Source organism: Arthrobacter roseus (genome assembly GCF_016907875.1).
In the GTDB taxonomy this organism is placed as follows: Bacteria; Actinomycetota; Actinomycetes; order Actinomycetales; family Micrococcaceae; genus Arthrobacter_J; species Arthrobacter_J roseus.
This window is the reverse complement of the sequence record NZ_JAFBCU010000001.1, coordinates 145450-165869: the sequence shown is the minus strand read 5'-3', so window position 1 is coordinate 165869 and position 20420 is coordinate 145450. Positions and strand designations below refer to the sequence as shown.

Here is a 20420-nt window from a genome sequence, read left to right as displayed (position 1 = left end):
GTTGTGATCTAGATTACCTAGCAGGACCAGTTTGCATCGCGCCGATGTAGGCCGGACCGTCATCACACAACTACCGTTCGGAGAAATTTCATGCGTGCAACACACCGCGGAGCTGTGAAGGCGCTGGCCCTCTCGGCCGCCGTCGTCGTCGGCTCAATGGGGCTGAGCGTCGCTCCAGCAATGGGCGACAACAGCGATAGAGCAGACGGCGCCGGGGACGGCATCGCCCAGGTACAGAACATCGAGAACAGCAAGACCTACGACCGTTACATCGTGAAGTTCAAGGAGAAGGCGCAGGCAAGCAACGCACAAGGACGTGCGAACGCTTACGGCAAGATCGCCAAGGAATACGGCGTCAAAGTCAAGGAACTCCGCACCATGTCCGACGGCGCCCAGGTCATCGACCTGAGCAAGGAGCTGTCATCAGATAAGGCCAAGTCCTTCATGAAGAAGCTCGTTTCCTCCACCGACGTGGAGTATATCGAGCCGGACCTTCTCATGAAGCCCACCTCCACACCCAACGACCCCCGCTACGACGATCAGTGGCACTACTTCGGTCAGACCGCAGGCATGAACCTGCCAACCGCCTGGGACAAGGTCACGGGTGAGGGCGTCAACGTAGCTGTCATCGACACCGGCATCACCAGTCACAGCGACCTCAATGCCAACGTGCTCCCGGGCTACGATTTCATTGCCGACTCGGGCATGGCGCGCGACGGCAACGGCCGCGACAGCAACGCTGCTGATGAGGGTGACTGGTACGCATCCGGTGAATGTGGCGGCGGCGGCTCGGGTAGTTCCTCCTGGCACGGCACGCACGTAGCAGGCACCATTGCGGCCGTTACCAACAACAGCAAGGGTGTTGCGGGCGTTGCCTATAACGCCAACATTGTTCCCGTGCGGGTTCTTGGCAAGTGCGGTGGCTATCTGTCCGACATCTCCGAGGCCATCGTCTGGTCCTCCGGCGGATCAGTGAGCGGCGTTCCAGCTAACCCCAACAAAGCCGATGTCATCAACATGAGCCTTGGTGGAAGCGGCACCTGCAGCGCCACCTACCAGAACGCCATCAACGGAGCCGTTTCGCGCGGAACATCAGTCGTCGTGGCCGCCGGTAACGCTAACCAGAACGCATCCAACTCAAACCCGGGCAACTGCGACAACGTGATCAACGTGGCCGCGAGTGACCGTTTCGGCAACCGCGCCCCGTACTCCAACTATGGAGCCGACATTGACGTGACCGCCCCGGGTGGAGATTCCTCCAACGACCGCGGCGTCCTTTCCACCATCAACACCGGCCGCACCACCCCCGGAGCCGAGGGCTACGCGGAGTACCAGGGCACGTCCATGGCCACCCCGCATGTTGCAGGTCTTGTTGCACTGCTCAATGAAGCCGACAGCACGCTGACACCAGCCCAGGTGGAAACTCTCCTGAAGGACACCACTCGCCCTCTCGCAGGCACCTGCTCCGGCGGTTGTGGAGCGGGCCTTGTTGACGCCACGGCTGCTGTGAATGCCGTGGCCGGCGGCGAAACGCCGGATCCGGATCCCGTTGGCGGCAACCTGCTGGTCAACCCGAGTTTCGAATCGGGTATCTCCGGGTGGAGCTCCAACCGGTCTGATGTCATCAGCAGCGGGACCTCCGCACACTCAGGGTCAAAGTTCGGTTACCTGAATGGCTGGGGATCAAGCACCACCTACCAGTTGGATCAGGCTGTAACGGTACCGGCTAACGGTGCTGCGGCGAAGGTGGACTTCTACCTGGCAGTGCTCTCCAATGAAACAAGTCGCTACAGCAAGTACGACACGATGAAGGTTCAGGCCATCACTTCTTCGGGAACGAAGACTCTAGCCACATATTCCAACCTCGACAAGGGCCAGGGTTACGTCAAGCGCACCCTTGACCTGAATGGGTACGCCGGCAAGAGCGTGACTCTGCGCTTCCTCGGTCAGGAAGACGGATCACAGTCAACGTCGTTCTACGTGGACGATGTGGCAGTAGCAGTCAAGTAATAACCAGCACTTTCAGCAGGCACGGTTCCTCATGGGCCGTGCCTGCTGATTTTAACGTGCTTGTTACTCACGGGTAACATAGTGGGATGCATCTCCTTCTTCGTACCCTTCTGCATCTACTGCTCTCCACCCGCCGCTCCCGACTGGACTTCTGGGACACCTCTTCGGTCCCCATGCGCGTGCTGCCCACTGACATCGACGTAGCCATGCACGTCAATAACGGCATGTACTTCTCACTGATGGATCTCGGCCGTTTTGATCTCCTGGTGCGTAACGGGTTCTGGAAGACCATGCGCGGCCGCGGGTGGAGTCCAGTGGTCAGCGCCGAGACCATCGCTTTCCGTAAATCGCTGAACCTGTGGCAGAAATACACGATGGAATCGAAGATCCTCGGTTTCGACGAGCGAGCCATTTACTTTGAACAACGAATGGTGTGCGATGGCGAAATCTACGCCCGCGCCATCCTCGCCGGCCGACTGGTCAGCAAGAACGGTCCAGTCAGCAACGAGGATATTCTCGAGGCGGCCGGCGTTACCTCCCCCGAGGACTTCAAACTGCCCGACTGGATTCACGAATGGCGCGAAGCCAACGCACTGCCCAGCACGCGGCGTCCCGCGCCGAGCGTCTGGCCTTAGATTCTTCACGTTTCAGGGTGACCATTGGTCAGTTCTGGTTGGAATAGCAGAGAATTACCAACCACTAATGACGAATAGTCACCAGCACGGTACCCTTCTGGCTACGGGTAAGTTTGGTCCGGGCACAGCGAAGAGGGCGGTCACTGCCGAAGCAGTAACCGCCCTCTTTGCTGTGCCTAGTTGCTAGTGGGCGCGGCGTGAACGCGTCACGAGCATCATGACCAGTAGGCCACCGACCAGCAGGAGCGGGATGAGAACCGCCAGGACTGCCGGGGAAGTGAAAATCTGGGCTGGTGTCATTGCTGACGTTGCCGAACTCATCCTCTCCGTGCCGTCATGGATCTTGCCATTGCCGTCCGCGAGCTGACTTGCACCCTCGGCCAGTGCAGCGTTGCCGTCCGCGAGCTCGGAAGCACCGGCGTTGAGCTTGGCGGTGCCCTTACTCAGATCACCGGCACCTGTGTTGAGCTTCTCGGTGCCCTTGGCCAGCGACTTGGTGCCGTCCACGAGCTTTCCGGAACCGTCTTCCAGCTTCGTTGCGCCCTCGGCCAACTTGTAGTTGCCGTCCGCGAGCTTCGACGCACCGTCACCGATCTTCCGAGCCCCATCGGCGGCCGTGTAGGCGCCCTCAACGAGGCCCGGAGTCTTGAAGGCGAGTTCGCCCGTTCCATCTTCGAGCTTCACAGCTCCGGCGGCGATCTTTCCGTTGCCATCGGCAAGCTGCAACGAACCTGCGCTCAACTCACCAGCACCACCTGCGAGCGTGTTGGCTCCGGTTGCAACCTGTGTGGTGCCACCGAATAGTTCCTTTGACCCGGCGGCCAACTGGCCTGTTCCGGCTGAGAGCTTGTCAGCACCAGCACTGAGCTTGGTAGTTCCGACAGCGAGAGCCGATGCGCCCTCGTCGATTGCGCCAACACCTTTGAGGAGCCCCGGGTTCTGCGGTGTGCCGTCACCCTGGTAGCCAGCCTGAAGAAGTGCCAGGCCACCGTTGAGGTTGGCGGCTCCGCCCTTGAGCGCAGCGGTGCCTTCCAGGAGTCCGGGCTGGCCGCCGTCGCCGCCGCCGTGCAGACCAGCATCCAGCTGGTTCAAACCATCCTGAACTTTGACGACGCCAGCATCGAGGGGGACCATGCCCTCGTCGCGGAGACGTTGCGTCTTGGCTTGAGACTCCAGAGTGCCGCCATGAACCTTAGCTGCGCCGGCTGCGAGAGCGGCCGTTCCCGGAGCGAGCTCCGAGGAGCCAGCCTTGAGGGTATCAACACCGGCGTCTGCTTGAACGATTCCTACATTCAGTTTTTCCGCGCCGGCCACAGCTTCATCGATCTTGCCCATGAGTAGTGCTGGCGGAATACCGGCCTTCAGCGCGGCTCGCAGTTGCACTAGGCCGTCAGCGAGCTGCTTTGAGCCGTCCACGGCGCCAGGGTTCTCGTTAGATCCGTCACCCTTGAACCCTGCCTGCAATTGTCCGAGGCCGCCGTCAATCTGCTGGACGCCACCGTTCACCGTGGCTGCACCATCACTGACCTGCTGTGCCCCGTCAACCAATTCTTGTGCCAGCGGCAGGTTGACGTCGATCTCGGCGATGATCTCCTCCGTACCGGCCTTCAGGTCTCCGGATCCTGCCTGAAGGGCATGGACGCCTCCATCAATACCGCCAGCCCCATCATTATTCGGATCGCCGCGGAGTCCGGCATCAACGGCTGCGGTGCCGTCTGCGAGCTGCTTTGACCCGGCCTTGGCCTTGTCCGTTCCGGCTGCGAGCTGTTGTGCTCCGGCCTGAACCTTGCCAGCTCCGGCCGAAAGTGCGCCAGCGCCATTGTGTACTTGATCCACGCCAGCTCCGAGGCTTGTTACGCCCTCGTCAACCGCGGCCGCGCCCTGGAACAGCGACTTAGCCTTGATCCACCGATCCGGTTCGGGTGCGTGCTGATTCGAGGATTTGCTTGATTTTGTGCTTTTGGGCAGGGACGATCGGGTGGCCTTGCTGCCGTTGGTGTTCCACGTTTTGGGTTCTTCGTTGGGCCGGGTTTCGGCTGGGTGGATGGGTTTTATGCCGTTTGCGGTGGCGCGTGGGTCGCGGCAGAGAGCTGCTCCCAGGCTGTTTGCCAGGGCCATGCCTCGGGTAGGTGGAGGCATATTCTTCGTGCGCTGGAGGCGATGCGGGCCGGGACATTGATGAGCTTTCGCCGGATCGTTCCGGTCCGGGCTTTGGCGAAGGTCCCTTTGGCCAAGACCCCGGCAGCCCGGGTGAGGTTGTAAGCCATCACCGCAGCGACCAGCCAGGCCGAATTCGCTGCGAACTTCCCCGAGGGCAGGTGAGCCAGGGCGCTGTCCTTCATATCGGCGTTGACTTGCTCGATTTGTGCGTGTTTACGGTGAGTTTTGTCGGCCTCGACCGTGCCGAGCGTTCCGGCCGGGACGGTGGTGAAGAACGCGTGGTATCGGTGCGTGTCGAACAAGGTGGGCTGGCCATCGGTGGCTTTGGGATTCAGTTCAGGAATCCGGCGTACCACCAGGCGCCCGGTGATCCTCTCGGCCTTCTTCCGCGAGGAGAACGCGGTGAACTCCACTTCGGCGACTTCCGCCGCGGACACCCAGGCACTGGTGGCCTCATCAAAGACCGCGTTCGTGTACTGGATCGGCGCCCACGCAGTCTCCTCGATGGCGGTGATGGCGCGTTTGATGGCCGGGTCCATGCGCACCGTCACGGAAACGTCGGCCCCACCAGCCACGGCGGCACTGACTGTGGCGTGGCCATAGTAGGCGGAATCAAAACGACACAACATCTTCCCTGCCACGTTGGTGCGTTTGAGGGTGGCCAGTGCGTCCGTGACGAAGCGTTTAGCGCCGCGGGCCGAATTCGCGGCCCCCTTACGCAAGCGTTGGCCGATGATCACCGGGGCCGTGTCCTTCGTGGAAGCGGTGGCCAGGACGGCGTTGAGCCCACGAACTCCGGAGTACCCGTAGCTGGAGCCCTGCTTCTGATACCCATGAACCTCCACGATGGTGTCGTCAACATCGATAAAAATGAAGTCCTCCCCGGACGGTGTGCCCAACAGGGGTGCCGCCTTGGCCAGGTTCACCAGGAGACGGGAAGCGACCGCGTCGAGCTGACGCACATGCCCAAACGTGAACGCGCGCAGGAATGAACCCAGCGTTGAAGGAGCGTAACAGCCCGTGAAAATCTTCTTCATTCCGCCATGGCGCAACACGGCCATGTCATCAATGGAATCAGCCCCGGCGACCATGCCCGCCACCAAAGCTGCGACCTTCAATCCGGCGTTGGCGCCCTTGTCCGTGGGCACGCTTAACCACTCATCGACCAGTTCGTGCAAGCCCGCATTCTGGGCTAGACGCATCACCGGAACCAGCCCGGTCCCGGACACAAGGTTCTCCTCGTTAAAGGAAGCTGACACCGCGGCAGGGGTATGGGAAACTAGCATCTACGAGATGTCCTTCATTTTCGAGAAACTTGAGCTGTGGTAAGTCCAATTTTCCCTGAAAAGACGGGCATTTCGTGTTTAAACCGCCGAGCAACCTCAGAAACCTATCGGTGGATCAAGGCTTAGCGCCTGTGGTCAGCCGATTCGCGCCAGCGGCGAGTTCCCCTGCTCCGGCTTCCAGCCGGCCAGCGCCGTTGGAAAGATCGATGGAGCCCTTGTTGGCCGCCGTCGCTCCGGCAGTCAACTTGGAGGCGCCGCCGAACAGTTTCTGGGCAGCGACGTCGGCACGGCCAGCACCTGCGGCAACCTTGTCGCTTCCGACGGCGAGCTTCGCTGCTCCTGCCTCCAGAGTGATGGCACCTTCGGCCGCCGTGTTAGCTCCGGTAGAGAGCTTCCCGGCACCTTTATCGAGCGCGGCTGCACCCTTTTTGAGCTTTCCAGCCCCGGTGTTGGCCTCTTTCAGGCCGGTGGCGAGTTTCTGGGCGCCGCCGTCGATCTTGGCTGTCCCATCCTCGACTTTCTCGGCTCCGTCGACCGCTTTGGCCGCCCCTGTGTTCAGGGCGGAAGCGCCGTCGGAGGCGCGGACGGCTCCGTCGTTGAGCTCGTTGGCACCAGCAGAAACCTTGCTCGAGAACAGGACAAAAAAGGCCAACATGGCAATGAGTAACAGCGCTAGGAGCACTGTCAGGACGCCGTGAAAACGGCTGCCCGTGTTGGCACGCAGGGGTGAACTTGGCATGGGTGAATTCCTCTGTGTTAGCAACAGCGGTCGAGGACCGATATGGGACTGACGAGGTGTGGCCTGTAGGCCCTCGTCATGGGCACTATGCGGTCGGCGACGTTGTGGCTCCCCGTCGAGAGCCGCGATGCTTCACGCATGACGAACATTTGTGATGCCCATTACATTTTTAGGCTACTGGTGAGTAACTTACATCATATTGGTGTGAATTGCATCACTACACGTTGTGGTGACAAGAGTCTTTGCGTCGCGCCACGAATCAGGGGCTGAATACTCGCGCCGACTACACTTTCCCCATGACTGTCTCTGCGATCCATCTGCTCAGAGGACTACCTGTCTTCCCCGTCGACATGCCCCACTTCAGCCCGGAAGCTGCACCGTCAACTCCTGCCGAACTCTTTCTCCAGTGGCTCCAACAGGCCATTGACGACGGCGTCAGGGCACCGCACGCGGTCAACGTCGCCACAGTGGACTCGGACGGTTGTCCGGATGCCAGGGTGGTCATCCTCAAGGACATCACTGAGGACTACTGGGCCTTCGCGTCCAGCAGTAACAGCCCCAAAGGAAAGCAGCTGGAGCTAACGCCGTCGGCCGCCCTGACGTTCTTCTGGCCCGAAGCCGGCCGCCAGATCCGCATCCGTGGAAAAGTGCTGCCCGGCAGCGCCGAAGAGAACCAATCAGATTTCAATCGCCGGCATCCTGATGCCAGAGCACTGGTGACGGCAGGTAATCAGAGCAGCGTCGTTGGAAGCCTGGCGGAGGTCCATGAAGCGGTTGCTCGGGTCGAGGCCCCGGACAGCGATCCCTCGTGGACCGTTTACAACGTGGCCGCACACAGCGTGGAATTCTGGCAGGCCGACCATCAGCGCCTGCACACGCGCGTCCGCTACGTCCGTCAGGCCGAGGGGTGGACCCGCGAACTTCTCTGGCCTTAGCGCCTAACGAAGCGTGGCTCTTTGCGCTCCGGAACTCAGCCGGCGCCCACGATCAACAGGATCCCCACAAACACGATGCCGGACGCGATCAGGGTGACCATGGTGTAGCCGAGGATGTCGCGCATCTTCAGCCCGGCGATCGCGAGCAGGGGAAGCGCCCAGAACGGTTGGATCATGTTGGTCCACTGATCGCCGTAGGACACGGCCATGATCGCCACAGCCGGATCGACCCCGAGGCGGTTGGCGGCGTCGAGCATGATGGGCGCCTGCACGGCGAACTGCCCGCCGCCCGAGGGAACAAAGAAGTTCACGATCCCGGCCGACAGGAGAGCCAGCACGCCAAACGTCCCCGGTGTGGCGATGTTGACGAGGAAATCAGAGAAGACTGCGATCAGCCCCGTCGTCGTCATAATGCCCATGATTCCCGCATACAACGGGAACTGGAGGAGGATTTCGCCAACATTGGAAGCTGCGTTCTTGATCAAGCCGATCAGCTCAAACGGGTTGCGAACCAGCAGGAAGATCAGCGCCAGAAAGGTCCAGTTCACAATATCGAGCGTGGCCGTACCTCCCTGCACATAGTGGGTTATCAGGTACGCCACAAGGGCTAGACCCACCAGGGTGGTCAGGATTCGGCTGGCATCCACGCGGTCCGCTGGGGTGACTACCTCGTCGTCGATGGCGACGTCATCCGAGCTGCGAGCATCGACCTGCAACTCAACAATTTTGTCCCCTGCCTTCGGTGCCACCAGAGCCAACGCGACGGCGACTAGCACAATGGTCGCAACCACCGCCGTGATATTCCACCAGGTGAAGGTGGTGTCCGTGATGGGGATGGTGCGGCCCAGCTGCTCCGCGATGAAGGAGCCCTCGGTGGCGGCGGCCAGTGGTCCTGATCCGGAGTAGCCCATATGCCAGACCACAAATCCGGAGAAGCCGGCAGCTACCAGCATGGGGAAGTGCAGTTGCAACCCTTTCTCGCGGCCTTGCGCGGCCACTTCCTTGGCCAGCAGCCCGCCAACCACAAGGCCCAATCCCCACGTGATGAGGGAAGCGACGGCTGCGGCAAGAAATACGAATACGTACGCCTGACCGGGGCTCTTCGGCAGTCCCGCCATGGCGGTGAGTAGCCGCCGTACGGGTCCGGTGTTGGCGAGTGCGTGGCCGAGCAGCAGGATGAGCGCCATCTGAGTCATGAAGGCGAGGAGCCCCGCGAGTCCGTCACCCCAGCCGACCAGCACATCGACGGGACCTGCGTCGGTGAGGACCAACGCCAGGATCGCGACGACGAGACTGAGAACGACGGCGAACACCAGGGCGCTCGGAATGAACCGCTCGACCACGGAGTTCACCGGTCGCATCACTGCCGAGATGCGGGAGGGCTTCTGTCCTGACTCTGGATGGGTGGTGGGCATGGTGCTCTCCTGTGCTCGACGGCGTTGCTAACAATGTGGTGTCTTTCATCGGCATGTACCAATAGCTGACCTACAGTTCTCCTCATGATAGAGACGTATGGGGGAATAGTCGCTCGCGGCGTCAGGCGAAGTTTCGGGTCCGTTGAGGCCGTGCGCAACATCGACTTTGAGGCACCGGCAGGTGAGGTCACCGCGCTGATCGGACCAAACGGTTCCGGCAAGACAACGCTGTTGCTGATGCTGGCATCGCTGCTGGCCCCGGACGCCGGGACCGTGCATATCAGTGGCGTTGATCCACAAGAAGACGTGACGGCGGTACGACGTTTGATTGGTTGGATGCCGGATACCCTGGGCGTCTGGGAGTCACTGACCGCTACTGAAGTCCTGACGACCATGGGCACGCTCTACGGCTTGGACCGAACGGCCAGCCACGCCCGCGCTGTCCTGCTACTGGAAACTGTAAAGCTCAGCGATCTCGCCGATCAGCCTGCCCGGGTGTTGTCCCGCGGCCAGCAGCAACGGCTTAGTCTGGCCCGAGCCCTCATCCACGATCCGCAGGTGCTGTTGTTGGATGAGCCCGCTTCCGGTCTGGACCCGGGCTCACGGGTGGAATTGCGCAGATTACTGCGGACACTGGCGGGGCAGGGCAAAGCGGTAGTCGTCTCCAGCCACGTGTTGGCAGAGCTCGATGAAATCGCGGATCGCGCGGTGTTTGTCAGTCGTGGCGAATCTGTGAAGACCCAGACCCTCAATGAGGCGGGCGCGCAGGCTCGCCGCTACACGATTCGGGCCGAGCCATTGGAGCCGCTAGCAGCTGCCCTGGAACGTCGCGGCGTGGCATTCAAAGTCAGTGGCGACATTCGCCGTGCGGAGTATGAGGTTCTGCTTGGCAGTACTACCGAAGCGGCAGCGCTGTTGCGCACGCTGGTTATGGACGACGTCGTGGTCACCGCATTCGCCGCAGCCGGGGGCGCCCTGGAGGAGACATACATGAGCCTGGAGGCCGATCAGCTATGACTGCGCAGCTCAAGGAAAATGACATTCATCCGCAGCATTCGCTGTCGTGGATCGCAGGTGTAAAAGCTGTCTTCAAGCTCGAGATGAAGCAGCGCTTGCGAGCTCGCTCCTGGTACATCGTGCTCGGTATCTGGTTTGCCCTTCTAGGGCTCATATTCGTCCTGGCGGCAGTGACTACTGCCTCGATGAACGCTGAGGGGGAGGGCGGCCCGATCCTCTTTGAACTGGTGATCGGAACCGTGCTGCTCTTCGGGCTCCTCGTGGCGCCGGGGCTTTCTGCCACAGCCATCAACGGTGACCGTGCGGCCGGAACACTCGCGATTATCCAGATCACGCTGCTGACACCCGGTCAGGTTCTGTGGGGTAAGTGGCTGACGGCTTGGGCCGCTGCCCTGGCCTTTCTCGTGATCAGCCTTCCCTTTATCGTCTGGGCGCTCATTGTCGGCGGTGTCTCTTTTTCCGAGACACTTGTGTCGTTGGTGATGCTCGCTGTCGAACTGGGCCTGGTGGCTGCCATCGGTGTCGGTGTCTCGGCAATCGCCGCTCGCCCACTGTTCTCGATCGTCATCACCTACATGCTCGTGGCCCTGCTGAGTATCGGAACGCTGATTGGCTTCGGCCTGAGTATGGTCCTGGTTCAAGAGGAGGCCGAGGTCACGACTGCAAACTATTCGCTGCCCGACGATTTTGATTCGATGGCCGAGCCGAAGGATGAAGACTTCACGTGCACCACTGAGACCTACCGACAGCCGGTCCTCCATACGGAGCGGACTGCCTGGCTATTGGCCGCGAACCCGTTTGTGATCGTGGCAGATTCTGTGCCGTACAACCGCGTTTCCGAGGAAGACTCCGGGACTGCTGAGGACTACCGGGTGCCCGGGGTCATGGAATCGGTGAGCCTCGGTTTGAGGACGGCGCAGGCAGGCCCTGATTTTGAGCAGACCTGTGAGGAGCTCTCAGGTCCTTACGCGCAGTCACCGCCACCTACTGGGCTGATGCCGATCTGGCCGCTGGGACTCGCACTTCAGGCTCTCTTGGCCGGGGCGCTGATTCTCATTGGCTGGAAGCGTTTGGCAACGCCCGCGGGTCGTCTGCCCCGGGGAACACGAATCGCTTAGTTAAAAAAGGACCCGGCAGCCTCACCCTGTGAGGCCGCCGGGCGCCGATTTAGACGCGGACCACCATTTTGCCGGTGTTCGATCCACCCATCATGTCCAGGAACGCCTGAACTGAGTTGTCGATGCCGTCCACCACGGTTTCGTCGAAAACGATGTCTCCATTGGTGAGCCATCCGGACATCTTCTCCACGAACTCACCTTGCAGATCCTGATGCTGACCAACAATGAACCCCTGAAGTTTGAGGGACTTTGTGACCAGATTGCCTAAGTTGTCCGGGCCAGGCTCGCGGCTGGTGTTGTTGTACTGCGAGATTGCCCCGCACAGCGCTGCACGGCCATTACGGTTCAGGACGTCGATCGCGGCTTCGAGATGATCGCCACCGACGTTGTCGAAGTACACGTCAATGCCTTCCGTGGCAGCGTCCCGCAGCTGTTTGCGAACGGGCCCATCCTTGTAGTTGAATGCGTCGTTGAAGCCGTATTTGCTCTTGAGTAGCTCCACTTTTTCTGCGGACCCGGCCGAGCCGATGACCTGCTTGGCCCCAAGAACGCGCGCCATTTGCCCGACGGCGCTTCCCACGGCTCCAGCGGCACCGGAGACGAAAACGACGTCGTCCTGTCGGAAGCCGCCAATGCGCGTGAGCCCTGCGTACGCCGTCAGCCCCGTCATGCCGAGAATGCCGAGGTACACCGAGAGTTCCAGCCCGGGGATTTCCTGGACTTTCGTGAACTGGTCCGCCGGACCCTGCGCAATATCCCGCCAACCGAAGCTGTGCAGTACGGCGTCGCCCTCAGCGAAGTCATCGCTGGAGGACTCCGTCACGAGGCCAACGGCTGCGCCGGTCATGGCTTCGTCGAGCTGGAAAGGCGGTACGTAGGATTTGGCGTCGTTCATCCGGCCGCGCATGTACGGGTCAACGGAAACGAACTTGTTCTGCACCCGAACCTCACCGGGCTGCAGGTCCGGCAAATCTTCCTGCACGCTCCGGAAGTTCTCGGGCGTCGGAGCGCCCTTGGGACGTGATGTGAGCTGAATCTGTGTGCTGGTGGCCATTGTTAGGTCTCCTTCTTCTGGCGTGATGAGCTATCCGGACAACGTCGCTCAGCCAGCTGGCTGTGCTGGCTTCGACGCTGGGGTGCGAACCAGTTTGCGGTTCACGAACTCGTCCATGCCGTACTTGGCCAGTTCGCGGCCAACGCCGGAACGCTTCACTCCGCCGAAGGGGAGGTCAGCCTGGGTGCTGGTGACAGAGTTGATCCACACCATGCCCGTCTCAAGGCGCTGCGCTACTGACTTCGCTCTGTCGGTGTCCGTGCTGAAGACGGAACCGCCGAGGCCGTAGGCAGAGCTGTTGGCCAATTCGATGGCCTCTTCCTCGTCTGCGACCTTGTACACAACGGCAGCGGGGCCAAACAGTTCCTCACTGTAGGCACGCATTTCGGGTGTCACATCAGTGAGTACTGTTGCTTCAACGAACGCGCCCGGCCCCTCAACGTGGTGTCCACCCGTACGCAGGGTAGCGCCCTTATCCACAGCGTCCTTGATCTGCTCGATCAACCCATCCGCAGCGGACTGTGAGGACATAGGGCCGAAGCGCGTATCCGCCTGAGTGGGATCGTTTGGCTTCATCTTCGACATTTTCGCAGTGAACTTCTCCACGAAATCGTCATAGTACTTTTCCTGGACAATGAACCGCTTGGCTGCGACACAGGACTGTCCGGCGTTGCCCATACGCCCGGCGACGGCGGCCTTGACGGTTTTGTCGAGGTCGTCGCTGTCGAGGACGATGAAGGGGTCTGATCCGCCGAGCTCCAGCACGTACTTCTTCAGGTTGCGACCTGCTACTTCGGCGACGGCGGATCCGGCGCGTTCGCTGCCTGTCAGGGACACGCCCTGAACGCGTGGGTCGGCGATCATGTCAGCGATCTGGTCCTTGGTCGCGAAGACGTTGATGTACGCACCTTCGGGAAGGCCAGCGTCCTTGAAAATCTGCTCTATGGCCAGCGCCGACTGGGGGCAGTTCTCTGCGTGCTTGAGCATGATGGTGTTGCCCAGTAGTAGGTTCGGCGCTGCGAACCGTGCCACCTGATAGTAGGGGAAGTTCCACGGCATGATGCCGATGAGGGAACCGATGGCCTCGGTGCGCACGACTGCTTCACCACCGCCGACGGCGTCGATCGTGTCATCCTGCATGTACTGCGGTCCCTTGTCCGCGTAGTACTGGTAGATGCTGGCGGAGAGGTCCACCTCGCCCTGCGCCTGCCCTGTGACCTTCCCCATCTCCATGGTGATGGTGGCGGCGAGTTCGTCCTTGCGCTCCTTGTACAGTTCCGCAACGCGGGACAAGATTGCCGCACGATCTTCGACGGCGGTGCTGCGCCAGGAGCCGTATGCCTTGTGTGAGTGAGCCATGACGTCTTGGATGTCAGCGTCTGTGGTCTGCTCAAATTCCTTCAGCGTTTCGCCGGTGGCCGGGTTTACTGTCTTGTATGCACTCATGCTTCAACCGTAGTCACACAAGTGGCGGTCTGAACAGTAGGTAAGCCAGCTGCGAACATTAGGCCATGGCTGACTTCTCCGCCGCCGTCGGATCCCCTGGAAGCTCAGTTCCGCGGATCGACCTGCCATTGGTCTCACGAACGTAGAGCAACGCGATCAGCCCGACGGCGCTGGCGCCCATCATATAAAAGGCCGGGAACAGCAGGTTGCCGGTGGCCTCAATGACGGCTTCGTTGACCAAAGGAGCAGTGCCACCAAAGATGGCAGTGGCCATGTTGTAGGTGATTGCAAAACCTGCATAGCGGACGTGGGTGGGGAACATGGCCGGGAAGGTCGCTGAGATGGTGGCGAGCTGCAGCACGTAGAGAATGCCGAGTACGGAGAAGCCGATCAGTGCACCTGTGAAGCCGGTTCCGATCAGCAAATACATGGGGATTGCCATCACAAAGAGACCTCCCATGGAGAACAGCCACATGGGTCGTCGTCCGATGCTGTCTGAGAAGCGTCCCGCGAACGGGATGAGAATCATCATGACAACCTGACCTATCAGGATCAGCGCGAGTGAACTGTTGTTGGACATGCCGATCTGTGTTTCAAGATAGGTGGGCATGTAGCCAAGGAGCGTGTAGTTGGCGACGTTGAGGGCAATAACCAGCCCGGACATAGCGACAATTGGGCGCCAGTACTTCCGGATGAGATCGCGCAGTTCGGTCTTGGCGCTTGGCTCCTCAGCCTTTTCCTTATCCAGTTCACGGAAGACGGGGGTGTCCTCCAGCTTGTTCCTCAGATAGAAGCCGATCAGACCAAGTGGGCCCGCGACCAGGAACGGAATACGCCAACCCCACTCTTCCATCGCGGCGTCGCCGAGCATCAGCTGAAGGAAGAGCACGATCGCGCTACCCAGAGCAAAGCCGGCCAGGGTCCCGAATTCCAGGAAGCTGCCAAAGAAGCCGCGTTTTTTGTCGGGCGAGTACTCGGCCATGAACGTGGCTGCGCCACCATATTCGCCGCCCGCGGAGAAGCCCTGAATGAGCCGCATCAGGATCAGCAGGGCGGGAGCCCACCAACCAATCGTTTCGTAGCTGGGGATGAGTCCTATAGCGAAGGTGGCGCCGGCCATCAGAACAATGGTGAGCGCGAGGATGGCCTTGCGGCCGATCTTGTCCCCTAGCGGGCCCCAGAAAAATCCGCCGAGGGGGCGGACCAGGAATGAGATTGCGAATGTTGCCAGAGCCCATTCGGTGCCGCCGGGGAAAAAGTTGGCGGTGATGTAGGTGACGACGACGGCGTACACACCGTAGTCAAACCACTCCGTTGCATTACCGATGGCTGATCCGGCGATAGCCCGTCGGATGGTTTTGCGTCCCGCTTCACTCTCCAGGTCCGGAGCGGCGAACTCTTCCGCCGAATCGCCCTTCTTCGGTTCTGCCATGGTGACCGCATGCCTTTCGGTAGCCCAATAGGGGGTCGGTAGTGATGTACCGACGGTCCTCGTCTGGAACAAAACGTTATACAGCTTGCCGGCCAATGGCTAGCTGGTTCTCTGGTTGGGCGCGCACCGAGCGGGAAAGTCAGACGCTAAAGTGTTGCGAGGGGCCTTTAGCTGGTACAGAGTGGAGACACAGCCGATTCGCGGTCACCGCGGAGAATGAGGTGCAGAATGCCGAAGACAACGAAGAGCGGCAAAGTCAAGGAATCAGAGCTGCCGAGCACGTTGAAACGCTCGGACACGTTGGCTCAGGAAACGTACGCCAAGGCGCATGATTCCGCGGCGGAAGAGTACGACGGCGACGATGAGAGAACGAACCGGGTTGCCTACAGCGCGCTCAAGCACACGCACGAGAAGGTTGGCGACCATTGGGAACCGAAGGATGAAAATGGGCCTTCGGATCCGCAGGCGAAGGGCGGAAAGAACACCTCTCGTGATACCGCCGGCGGCGTAGACCAGAACGCGTCCAAAGAGCATCTTTACGAACTCGCGAAGAAACTCGATATCTCCAGGCGTTCGGATATGACGAAAAGCGAACTGATCAAGGCTCTACAGAAGGCCAACGACAAGAAGACCGCTGAAGCGAGAGAGTAATTTTCAGTTGATCATCAAGGCAATGAAGACTACTGCTGTCACAGCGAGCACAATCACGACGATCCCAGCAATCATCAGGTGCCGATACTTCGCTCGCGTGGCAGGTGACACAGCCGATTCATCGCCCGGCGTGGCATCACGCTTTGTTATGGGTTCGTCGTCCAGGGGGATGAAGGTGTCCTTTGGAGATTCGGCGTCGTTGTTTTTGTCCATGACCCCATGGTAGGAATCCACACCGCAAAATGACAGTGCACACCGGAGGTGATGCTCACGTCTTGGGCTCGAGTTGCAGGCTGACGCCGTCCATCGTCGGTCGTAGCCGGTAGGCCGTCAGGGGAGCGACGAGAATCAGCGCGACAGCAGCGAGTTCCAAAAATTCTTCGAGGTGATAGCTCAATGCAATCCATACGGTGCTCGTACCAGCCTGGATAAACGAGCCAGCGATGAGCTCCATGCCGACGGCCGCGAACATCAATGTGACGAATCCTGCCAGCACCAGTTTCCGGGCCAGTAACGGCAGGTGGCGGGCGCTGATGCACGAAACTACCAGGATTATCAAGGCCAGGGGTATACCGAAGATGAGCCATACAAAGGTGAAATCCTGAACATCAACAATATGCAGCGCTATCTGGTCGAACCGCTCATGCAGCCAGGTGCCCTCGTCGAGGTTCAGTACCAGCATCAATGCCGCAAGAGCACTCCACGCGATCCAGCCCCGGCTCCGGGAATACCACGCGAAACACGCGGTTATCGCAAGGAACACAGTTGCGCCGGATAATTGGACAACACTCCACCAGGTAGGGAAATTGCCCTCATAGTTCACGTCGAAGTACACGCTGAACTGGGTCTGTCCCCGAGGCATGCCGGTCAGCAGAGGCGAAACTAAACTAAAACCAACCACCAACGCGTGGATAGCCAGCAGAATAAAGAGAATCTTCTTCCACGGGAGATGCTTCACGGCGACGGGACGCTGAGGGTCAATGTCCATATAAATAGCTTAGGGCGACTTTCGGCCCTCACCTGGTGTCAGGGACAAGGCTTCCAGGATTTCCCGCCCGGAGCATAGCATCGTGGCCCCGTATAACCGGGGTAGGGGTCCTGCTGGACAGGCGGGATGTACGGCGCCGGGGCTGGCACATACGGGGCGGGCGCCGGGGGCGCGTAAGGCGCCGGGGCTGGTGGGAGATTCCGAATGCGCTCGCGTTCAATGGCCGCCTCACGTTCTTGTTCAGCCTCTATGGCGGCGGCCTCTCGGGCTTGTTTGGCAACGGCCTCAGTATGCGCTTTCTCCGCCTTGGCCGCCGCCACTTTCTTTTCCTTCACGGCTTTGGCCTTTGTTGCCGCTGCAGCTTCAGCCTTCTCGAGCCGCTTCACCTCAGCGCCGACAATAGAATGTCGCTTCTCTGTGGCTACGATTTGTCGGTCGAGGCGGGATAGCAGAGCTACCGACTTGGTGCCGGCAATTGCTGTCACCCAGGCTGTGTCCTGGGCGGCTTCAATGAGCTCATTCAACGCTTTGGCTCCTGCCAGAGCTGCAGCCAAAGCAGTAAAGGCTGTGACAGCGGTGGCGGCTGTTGTGCCTACGGGCAATTCGGCGGCGGCCTCGAGAGCTTCAACAGCGTTGTCCAACTCGGAGGGAAGGCTGCACTCGGCGGCGTCGTCGTAAAGGCCCGCCTGCGACTGCTCTGCGTCACCTTGAGCGGCGAGGACTTGGTCATAATACTTGCGGTTTGGTTCGAATACAGCGGGTACACCGAAGCCGTTTTTTACGATTTCCGCGTTGACGAACGTCTCATCGGCCAGAAATACAGCGGCCAACGTGCGTCCGTAGCGATCCTCACGCTCGACGTCGTAATCCAGGCCAACCTTGGTGCCCGGTGGCGTCAGCTGCTTCAGGAACGAGGTGGCTTCCAGGCCCATACACTCGACCGGTTTGTTGGGGTCTTTTGTCTCCGGTGTGTCCACGTTGAGCAGCCGGACGGTTTCCTCTTCGGACCCGATGAGGACAACCAGCGTGTCACCGTCGACCACGCGGACCACTTCGGCGGTTTTCGCGTCGCTCGACGGTGAGCAGCCTGACGAAGCGATGAAGACTAGACCGGCAAGTACCGTCGTTGTGAGCTGCGCAGCTTTTTGTCGCCACCGCGAATTGCGCATGGCTGTGGATGCCGTGTTCATAAGTTCCCCAACTTTTGTTTTCAGTTATTAGCCAGAAGTGTATGTCAGTCTTTACTCCGCCAGAGACAGCACAGCTACGAGAAAGTCCGACGTCGTCGTCCACGGCCGCAGCTCCCACGTGGAGAACCGTGTGTCGCACGTGAGTCCAGCCGCGTCGACGTCGGAAAGGAATGTGTCGAAACTGTAGCCACGGCCAGCCCCGAAGGCCACAACGGCCCTGCCTTCGGCCGAGAGATGCGCCGCGAAGTTCCGCAAAACATCGTCAGAAGTGCCCGGGGCCAGGAAGGTCATGACATTGCCCGCACAGACGATGAGATCAAAGGCTGAGCGGCCGCCGCCGTCGTGCAGGTCCAGTTCGCTCAGATCACCAACGTGCCATTCGACGTCGGGGTGGGTCTCCTGAGCGGCCTGAATGAGTTCAGGATCGACGTCGACGCCCACCACTTGGTGACCGCGAAGCGCAAGCTCGCCGCCGATCCGCCCGGGCCCGCAGCCCGCGTCCAGAATTCGAGCGTTACGGGATGCCATGGCGTCGATCAGCCGTGCCTCACCGTGCAGATCTGCACCATCGGCGCGCATCTGCTCAAACCGCTCGATGTACCAGGCTGAATGGCCGGGATTATCCCGCTTTTTCGCTTCCCACAGGGTCTCGTTTCTCACCTGCTCAGGCTACACCTCGGGTCGGACATGCATCTGGCCGGGGTCACAGCCCCGGCCAGATACTTGTTGGGGATTTAGCGTACGGCGGCGAGTGCGTCCGTGATGCCTTCTCCGTAGTAGCTGTTGTTTTCCAGGGTGCCGATGCACTCAGCGCCCCGCGGTGAGGATGCGGGTGCGCACTCGTGGTCCATCGCCTGCTTGCGCAACTGCTTGATCATCTGTGCGGGAGTCCAGCTCGGGTGAGCGGATTTCATCAGAGCCAGAACACCGGCCACGTGCGGTGACGCCATGGACGTGCCGCTCAACGAGCCGTAAGAGTTGTCGGGCAGCGTGGACAGGATCCGCGAACCCGGAGCAGCTACGTCGATCGTATCCAGTCCACGGTTGGAGAACGAGGACAGCGCCGTCGCCTGATCGGTCGAGGAAACGGTCACAACGCCCGGTAGCTCCGTGGGAATGTCCTTGCAGTCGTTGTTGATTTGGCGGTCGACGGCGGTCCCATCATTGGGGCTGCCGGTGTCCGTGGTCTTGTTGGACAGGTCGTAGGCGGCATTACCTGCAGCCGCTGCGTGGACAACTCCCTGGTCGGTAGACCACGTGACAGCGCGCTCGACGGCGGTGCGTACCGCAGCCTGATCAGGCTGGTCGCCACACCAGAAAGTCAGCGGATCAACGAAGTAGCTGTTGTTGGTCACGTCCATGCCCTGCATTCCCGCCCACATGAAACCGCAGACAGCGTATTCGGGATAGATGTAACCGTCGTCGCTCACTACCTTCACCGAAGCCATGCGCACACCGGGCGCAACACCAACAATGCCGACGCCGTTGCGGGCGGCGGCCACCGTGCCTGCAACGTGTGTGCCGTGCGAAGAGGTGGTGGGCTGCCAACCGGTTGCGGAGGTGTCCGGCTTGCCGGCGTTGGAGCAGTTCACTGAAGCCGCAACATCGATGTTGGGCTGCAGATCCGGATGATCGGCGTCGATGCCGCTGTCCAGAACGCCGACGAGCACGTCACGGGACCCGTCAGTGACCTCGTGCGCCTGATCAGCATTGATCTGGGCCATATCCCATTGTTCGCTTTCGCGCGGATCGACAGCGGCACCCTCATAGGTTGCGTTGCCGTATTTGAGGTCCGCCTTGGCCTGTGCGTCCGTTGTCATACGACGCTGGCGCTGATCAGCCCACGGGGTGAGGATGCCCTCGGGCGTTCCCTCGGAGACCGTTGCCGTGCGGGTTGCACCAACGGACTCGACGAAGTTCTTGCCGGTCTTCATGACGTCAGTACGGAAGTCTGCGCTCTTGGACTGCACCACCACCACGCCGATTTGTGGCCACTGCTGGATGACGACGCCGTCGGCTGCCTCGATGGCCTTGACGACCTGTTTGGTCTGGCCGCGGTTGGCACGCTTCGCGTTGACCACGTAGCTCATGAGCTGCCCGTCGGCGGCCTCGAACGGGACAGGAGTGGAGACGGGCTCCACGGTGGGGGCTGCTGCGGCGCTGCTGCCGACCATGGCGGAAGCAGCAAGGGCGACGACGGCGAAGGCCGCCGATGTACGCCGAGCAAGGACAGTTCTGGTCACGGTTGGACCTCCAGATGAGAATGATTGGGACTTCTCGATCCTTACATGAGGCACTGCATTGCGGAAGGGTCCACGCGCATATCCAGTGACTTACAGCACAA

General features: G+C 60.6%; 18 protein-coding genes. 6 read left to right on the top strand and 12 right to left on the bottom strand.

The annotated features are described in order from the left end of the window. Positions 1-90 precede the first annotated feature (90 nt). Entirely contained in the window at positions 91-2010 is a 1920-nt protein-coding gene (locus tag JOE65_RS00835) for a S8 family peptidase (RefSeq protein WP_205161469.1), read from the top strand. A gap of 86 nt (positions 2011-2096) precedes the next feature. After that, entirely contained in the window at positions 2097-2645 is a 549-nt protein-coding gene (locus JOE65_RS00830) for an acyl-CoA thioesterase (RefSeq protein WP_205161468.1), read from the top strand. A 183-nt stretch (positions 2646-2828) separates the two neighbouring features. On the opposite strand, the gene JOE65_RS00825 is transcribed toward JOE65_RS00830, so the two are convergent. The 3 genes from JOE65_RS00825 to JOE65_RS00815 all read right to left on the bottom strand — a co-directional run bounded on the left by JOE65_RS00825 (position 2829) and on the right by JOE65_RS00815 (position 6830). Further along, positions 2829-4763, bottom strand: a complete 1935-nt coding sequence (locus JOE65_RS00825) for a YhgE/Pip domain-containing protein (RefSeq protein WP_205161467.1) — start codon at positions 4761-4763, stop codon at positions 2829-2831. After that, entirely contained in the window at positions 4697-6091 is a 1395-nt protein-coding gene (locus tag JOE65_RS00820) for an IS1380 family transposase (protein ID WP_205161466.1), read from the bottom strand. The genes JOE65_RS00825 and JOE65_RS00820 overlap by 67 nt, the downstream gene beginning before the upstream one ends. 115 nt (positions 6092-6206) lie before the next feature. Continuing rightward, a complete protein-coding gene (locus JOE65_RS00815) occupies positions 6207-6830 on the bottom strand; it encodes a hypothetical protein (RefSeq protein ID WP_205161465.1) in 624 nt (207 codons plus the stop codon). Positions 6831-7126: 296 nt separating this feature from the next. Here JOE65_RS00815 and JOE65_RS00810 point away from each other — a divergent pair, with 296 nt between their 5' ends. Further along, positions 7127-7765 (top strand): pyridoxine/pyridoxamine 5'-phosphate oxidase, encoded by a 639-nt coding sequence (locus JOE65_RS00810; RefSeq protein WP_239536569.1) that lies wholly within the window; start codon positions 7127-7129, stop codon positions 7763-7765. Positions 7766-7800: 35 nt separating this feature from the next. Here the strand turns inward: JOE65_RS00810 and JOE65_RS00805 are convergent, their stop codons facing one another. Next, positions 7801-9180, bottom strand: a complete 1380-nt coding sequence (locus JOE65_RS00805; RefSeq protein ID WP_239536568.1) for a short-chain fatty acid transporter — start codon at positions 9178-9180, stop codon at positions 7801-7803. A gap of 84 nt (positions 9181-9264) precedes the next feature. Here JOE65_RS00805 and JOE65_RS00800 point away from each other — a divergent pair, with 84 nt between their 5' ends. Together JOE65_RS00800 and JOE65_RS00795 are read left to right on the top strand one after the other, a co-directional pair. Beyond that, the gene (locus JOE65_RS00800) at positions 9265-10197 is read left to right on the top strand and encodes an ABC transporter ATP-binding protein (RefSeq protein ID WP_205161464.1); all 933 of its coding nucleotides are present in this window, start codon (positions 9265-9267) and stop codon (positions 10195-10197) included. Then, complete coding sequence (locus tag JOE65_RS00795; RefSeq protein WP_205161463.1) at positions 10194-11315, top strand: ABC transporter permease; 1122 nt, start codon at positions 10194-10196, stop codon at positions 11313-11315. Before JOE65_RS00800 ends, JOE65_RS00795 begins: the two co-directional genes overlap by 4 nt. A 49-nt stretch (positions 11316-11364) precedes the next feature. Here JOE65_RS00795 and JOE65_RS00790 read toward each other — a convergent pair whose 3' ends face one another. Genes JOE65_RS00790 through JOE65_RS00780 form a run of 3 tightly spaced genes read right to left on the bottom strand, consistent with a single transcriptional unit; the run spans position 11365 to position 15247 of the window. Beyond that, entirely contained in the window at positions 11365-12369 is a 1005-nt protein-coding gene (locus JOE65_RS00790; RefSeq protein ID WP_205161462.1) for an NADP-dependent oxidoreductase, read from the bottom strand. Positions 12370-12417: 48 nt separating this feature from the next. Next, the gene (locus JOE65_RS00785; protein WP_205161461.1) at positions 12418-13815 is read right to left on the bottom strand and encodes an NAD-dependent succinate-semialdehyde dehydrogenase; all 1398 of its coding nucleotides are present in this window, start codon (positions 13813-13815) and stop codon (positions 12418-12420) included. Positions 13816-13873: 58 nt separating this feature from the next. Beyond that, the gene (locus JOE65_RS00780) at positions 13874-15247 is read right to left on the bottom strand and encodes an MFS transporter (RefSeq protein ID WP_205161460.1); all 1374 of its coding nucleotides are present in this window, start codon (positions 15245-15247) and stop codon (positions 13874-13876) included. A gap of 228 nt (positions 15248-15475) precedes the next feature. Here JOE65_RS00780 and JOE65_RS00775 point away from each other — a divergent pair, with 228 nt between their 5' ends. Further along, a complete protein-coding gene (locus JOE65_RS00775; RefSeq protein WP_205161459.1) occupies positions 15476-15898 on the top strand; it encodes a ChaB family protein in 423 nt (140 codons plus the stop codon). A gap of 3 nt (positions 15899-15901) precedes the next feature. Here the strand turns inward: JOE65_RS00775 and JOE65_RS00770 are convergent, their stop codons facing one another. The 5 genes from JOE65_RS00770 to JOE65_RS00750 form a co-directional block, all read right to left on the bottom strand. Next, positions 15902-16111, bottom strand: a complete 210-nt coding sequence (locus JOE65_RS00770; RefSeq protein WP_205161458.1) for a hypothetical protein — start codon at positions 16109-16111, stop codon at positions 15902-15904. Positions 16112-16166: 55 nt separating this feature from the next. Then, the gene (locus JOE65_RS00765) at positions 16167-16886 is read right to left on the bottom strand and encodes a hypothetical protein (protein ID WP_205161457.1); all 720 of its coding nucleotides are present in this window, start codon (positions 16884-16886) and stop codon (positions 16167-16169) included. 38 nt (positions 16887-16924) lie between these two features. Then, the gene (locus JOE65_RS00760) at positions 16925-18076 is read right to left on the bottom strand and encodes a thermonuclease family protein (protein ID WP_205161456.1); all 1152 of its coding nucleotides are present in this window, start codon (positions 18074-18076) and stop codon (positions 16925-16927) included. 51 nt (positions 18077-18127) lie between these two features. Next, entirely contained in the window at positions 18128-18736 is a 609-nt protein-coding gene (locus JOE65_RS00755) for a class I SAM-dependent methyltransferase (RefSeq protein WP_338021513.1), read from the bottom strand. A gap of 74 nt (positions 18737-18810) precedes the next feature. Next, positions 18811-20319: a S8 family peptidase gene (locus tag JOE65_RS00750; RefSeq protein WP_338021512.1), complete on the bottom strand. Its 1509-nt coding sequence runs from the start codon at positions 20317-20319 to the stop codon at positions 18811-18813. Positions 20320-20420: the final 101 nt, after the last annotated feature.

Bases quoted from the DNA above. Each gene is read 5' to 3' on its own strand.
- JOE65_RS00835 (WP_205161469.1), top strand. From the start codon at position 91: ATGCGTGCAACACACCGCGGAGCTGTGAAGGCGCTGGCCCTCTCGGCC.
- JOE65_RS00830 (WP_205161468.1), top strand. From the start codon at position 2,097: ATGCATCTCCTTCTTCGTACCCTTCTGCATCTACTGCTCTCCACCCGC.
- JOE65_RS00825 (WP_205161467.1), bottom strand. From the start codon at position 4,763: ATGGCCCTGGCAAACAGCCTGGGAGCAGCTCTCTGCCGCGACCCACGC.
- JOE65_RS00820 (WP_205161466.1), bottom strand. From the start codon at position 6,091: ATGCTAGTTTCCCATACCCCTGCCGCGGTGTCAGCTTCCTTTAACGAG.
- JOE65_RS00815 (WP_205161465.1), bottom strand. From the start codon at position 6,830: ATGCCAAGTTCACCCCTGCGTGCCAACACGGGCAGCCGTTTTCACGGC.
- JOE65_RS00810 (WP_239536569.1), top strand. From the start codon at position 7,127: ATGACTGTCTCTGCGATCCATCTGCTCAGAGGACTACCTGTCTTCCCC.
- JOE65_RS00805 (WP_239536568.1), bottom strand. From the start codon at position 9,180: ATGCCCACCACCCATCCAGAGTCAGGACAGAAGCCCTCCCGCATCTCG.
- JOE65_RS00800 (WP_205161464.1), top strand. From the start codon at position 9,265: ATGATAGAGACGTATGGGGGAATAGTCGCTCGCGGCGTCAGGCGAAGT.
- JOE65_RS00795 (WP_205161463.1), top strand. From the start codon at position 10,194: ATGACTGCGCAGCTCAAGGAAAATGACATTCATCCGCAGCATTCGCTG.
- JOE65_RS00790 (WP_205161462.1), bottom strand. From the start codon at position 12,369: ATGGCCACCAGCACACAGATTCAGCTCACATCACGTCCCAAGGGCGCT.
- JOE65_RS00785 (WP_205161461.1), bottom strand. From the start codon at position 13,815: ATGAGTGCATACAAGACAGTAAACCCGGCCACCGGCGAAACGCTGAAG.
- JOE65_RS00780 (WP_205161460.1), bottom strand. From the start codon at position 15,247: ATGGCAGAACCGAAGAAGGGCGATTCGGCGGAAGAGTTCGCCGCTCCG.
- JOE65_RS00775 (WP_205161459.1), top strand. From the start codon at position 15,476: ATGCCGAAGACAACGAAGAGCGGCAAAGTCAAGGAATCAGAGCTGCCG.
- JOE65_RS00770 (WP_205161458.1), bottom strand. From the start codon at position 16,111: ATGGACAAAAACAACGACGCCGAATCTCCAAAGGACACCTTCATCCCC.
- JOE65_RS00765 (WP_205161457.1), bottom strand. From the start codon at position 16,886: ATGGACATTGACCCTCAGCGTCCCGTCGCCGTGAAGCATCTCCCGTGG.
- JOE65_RS00760 (WP_205161456.1), bottom strand. From the start codon at position 18,076: ATGAACACGGCATCCACAGCCATGCGCAATTCGCGGTGGCGACAAAAA.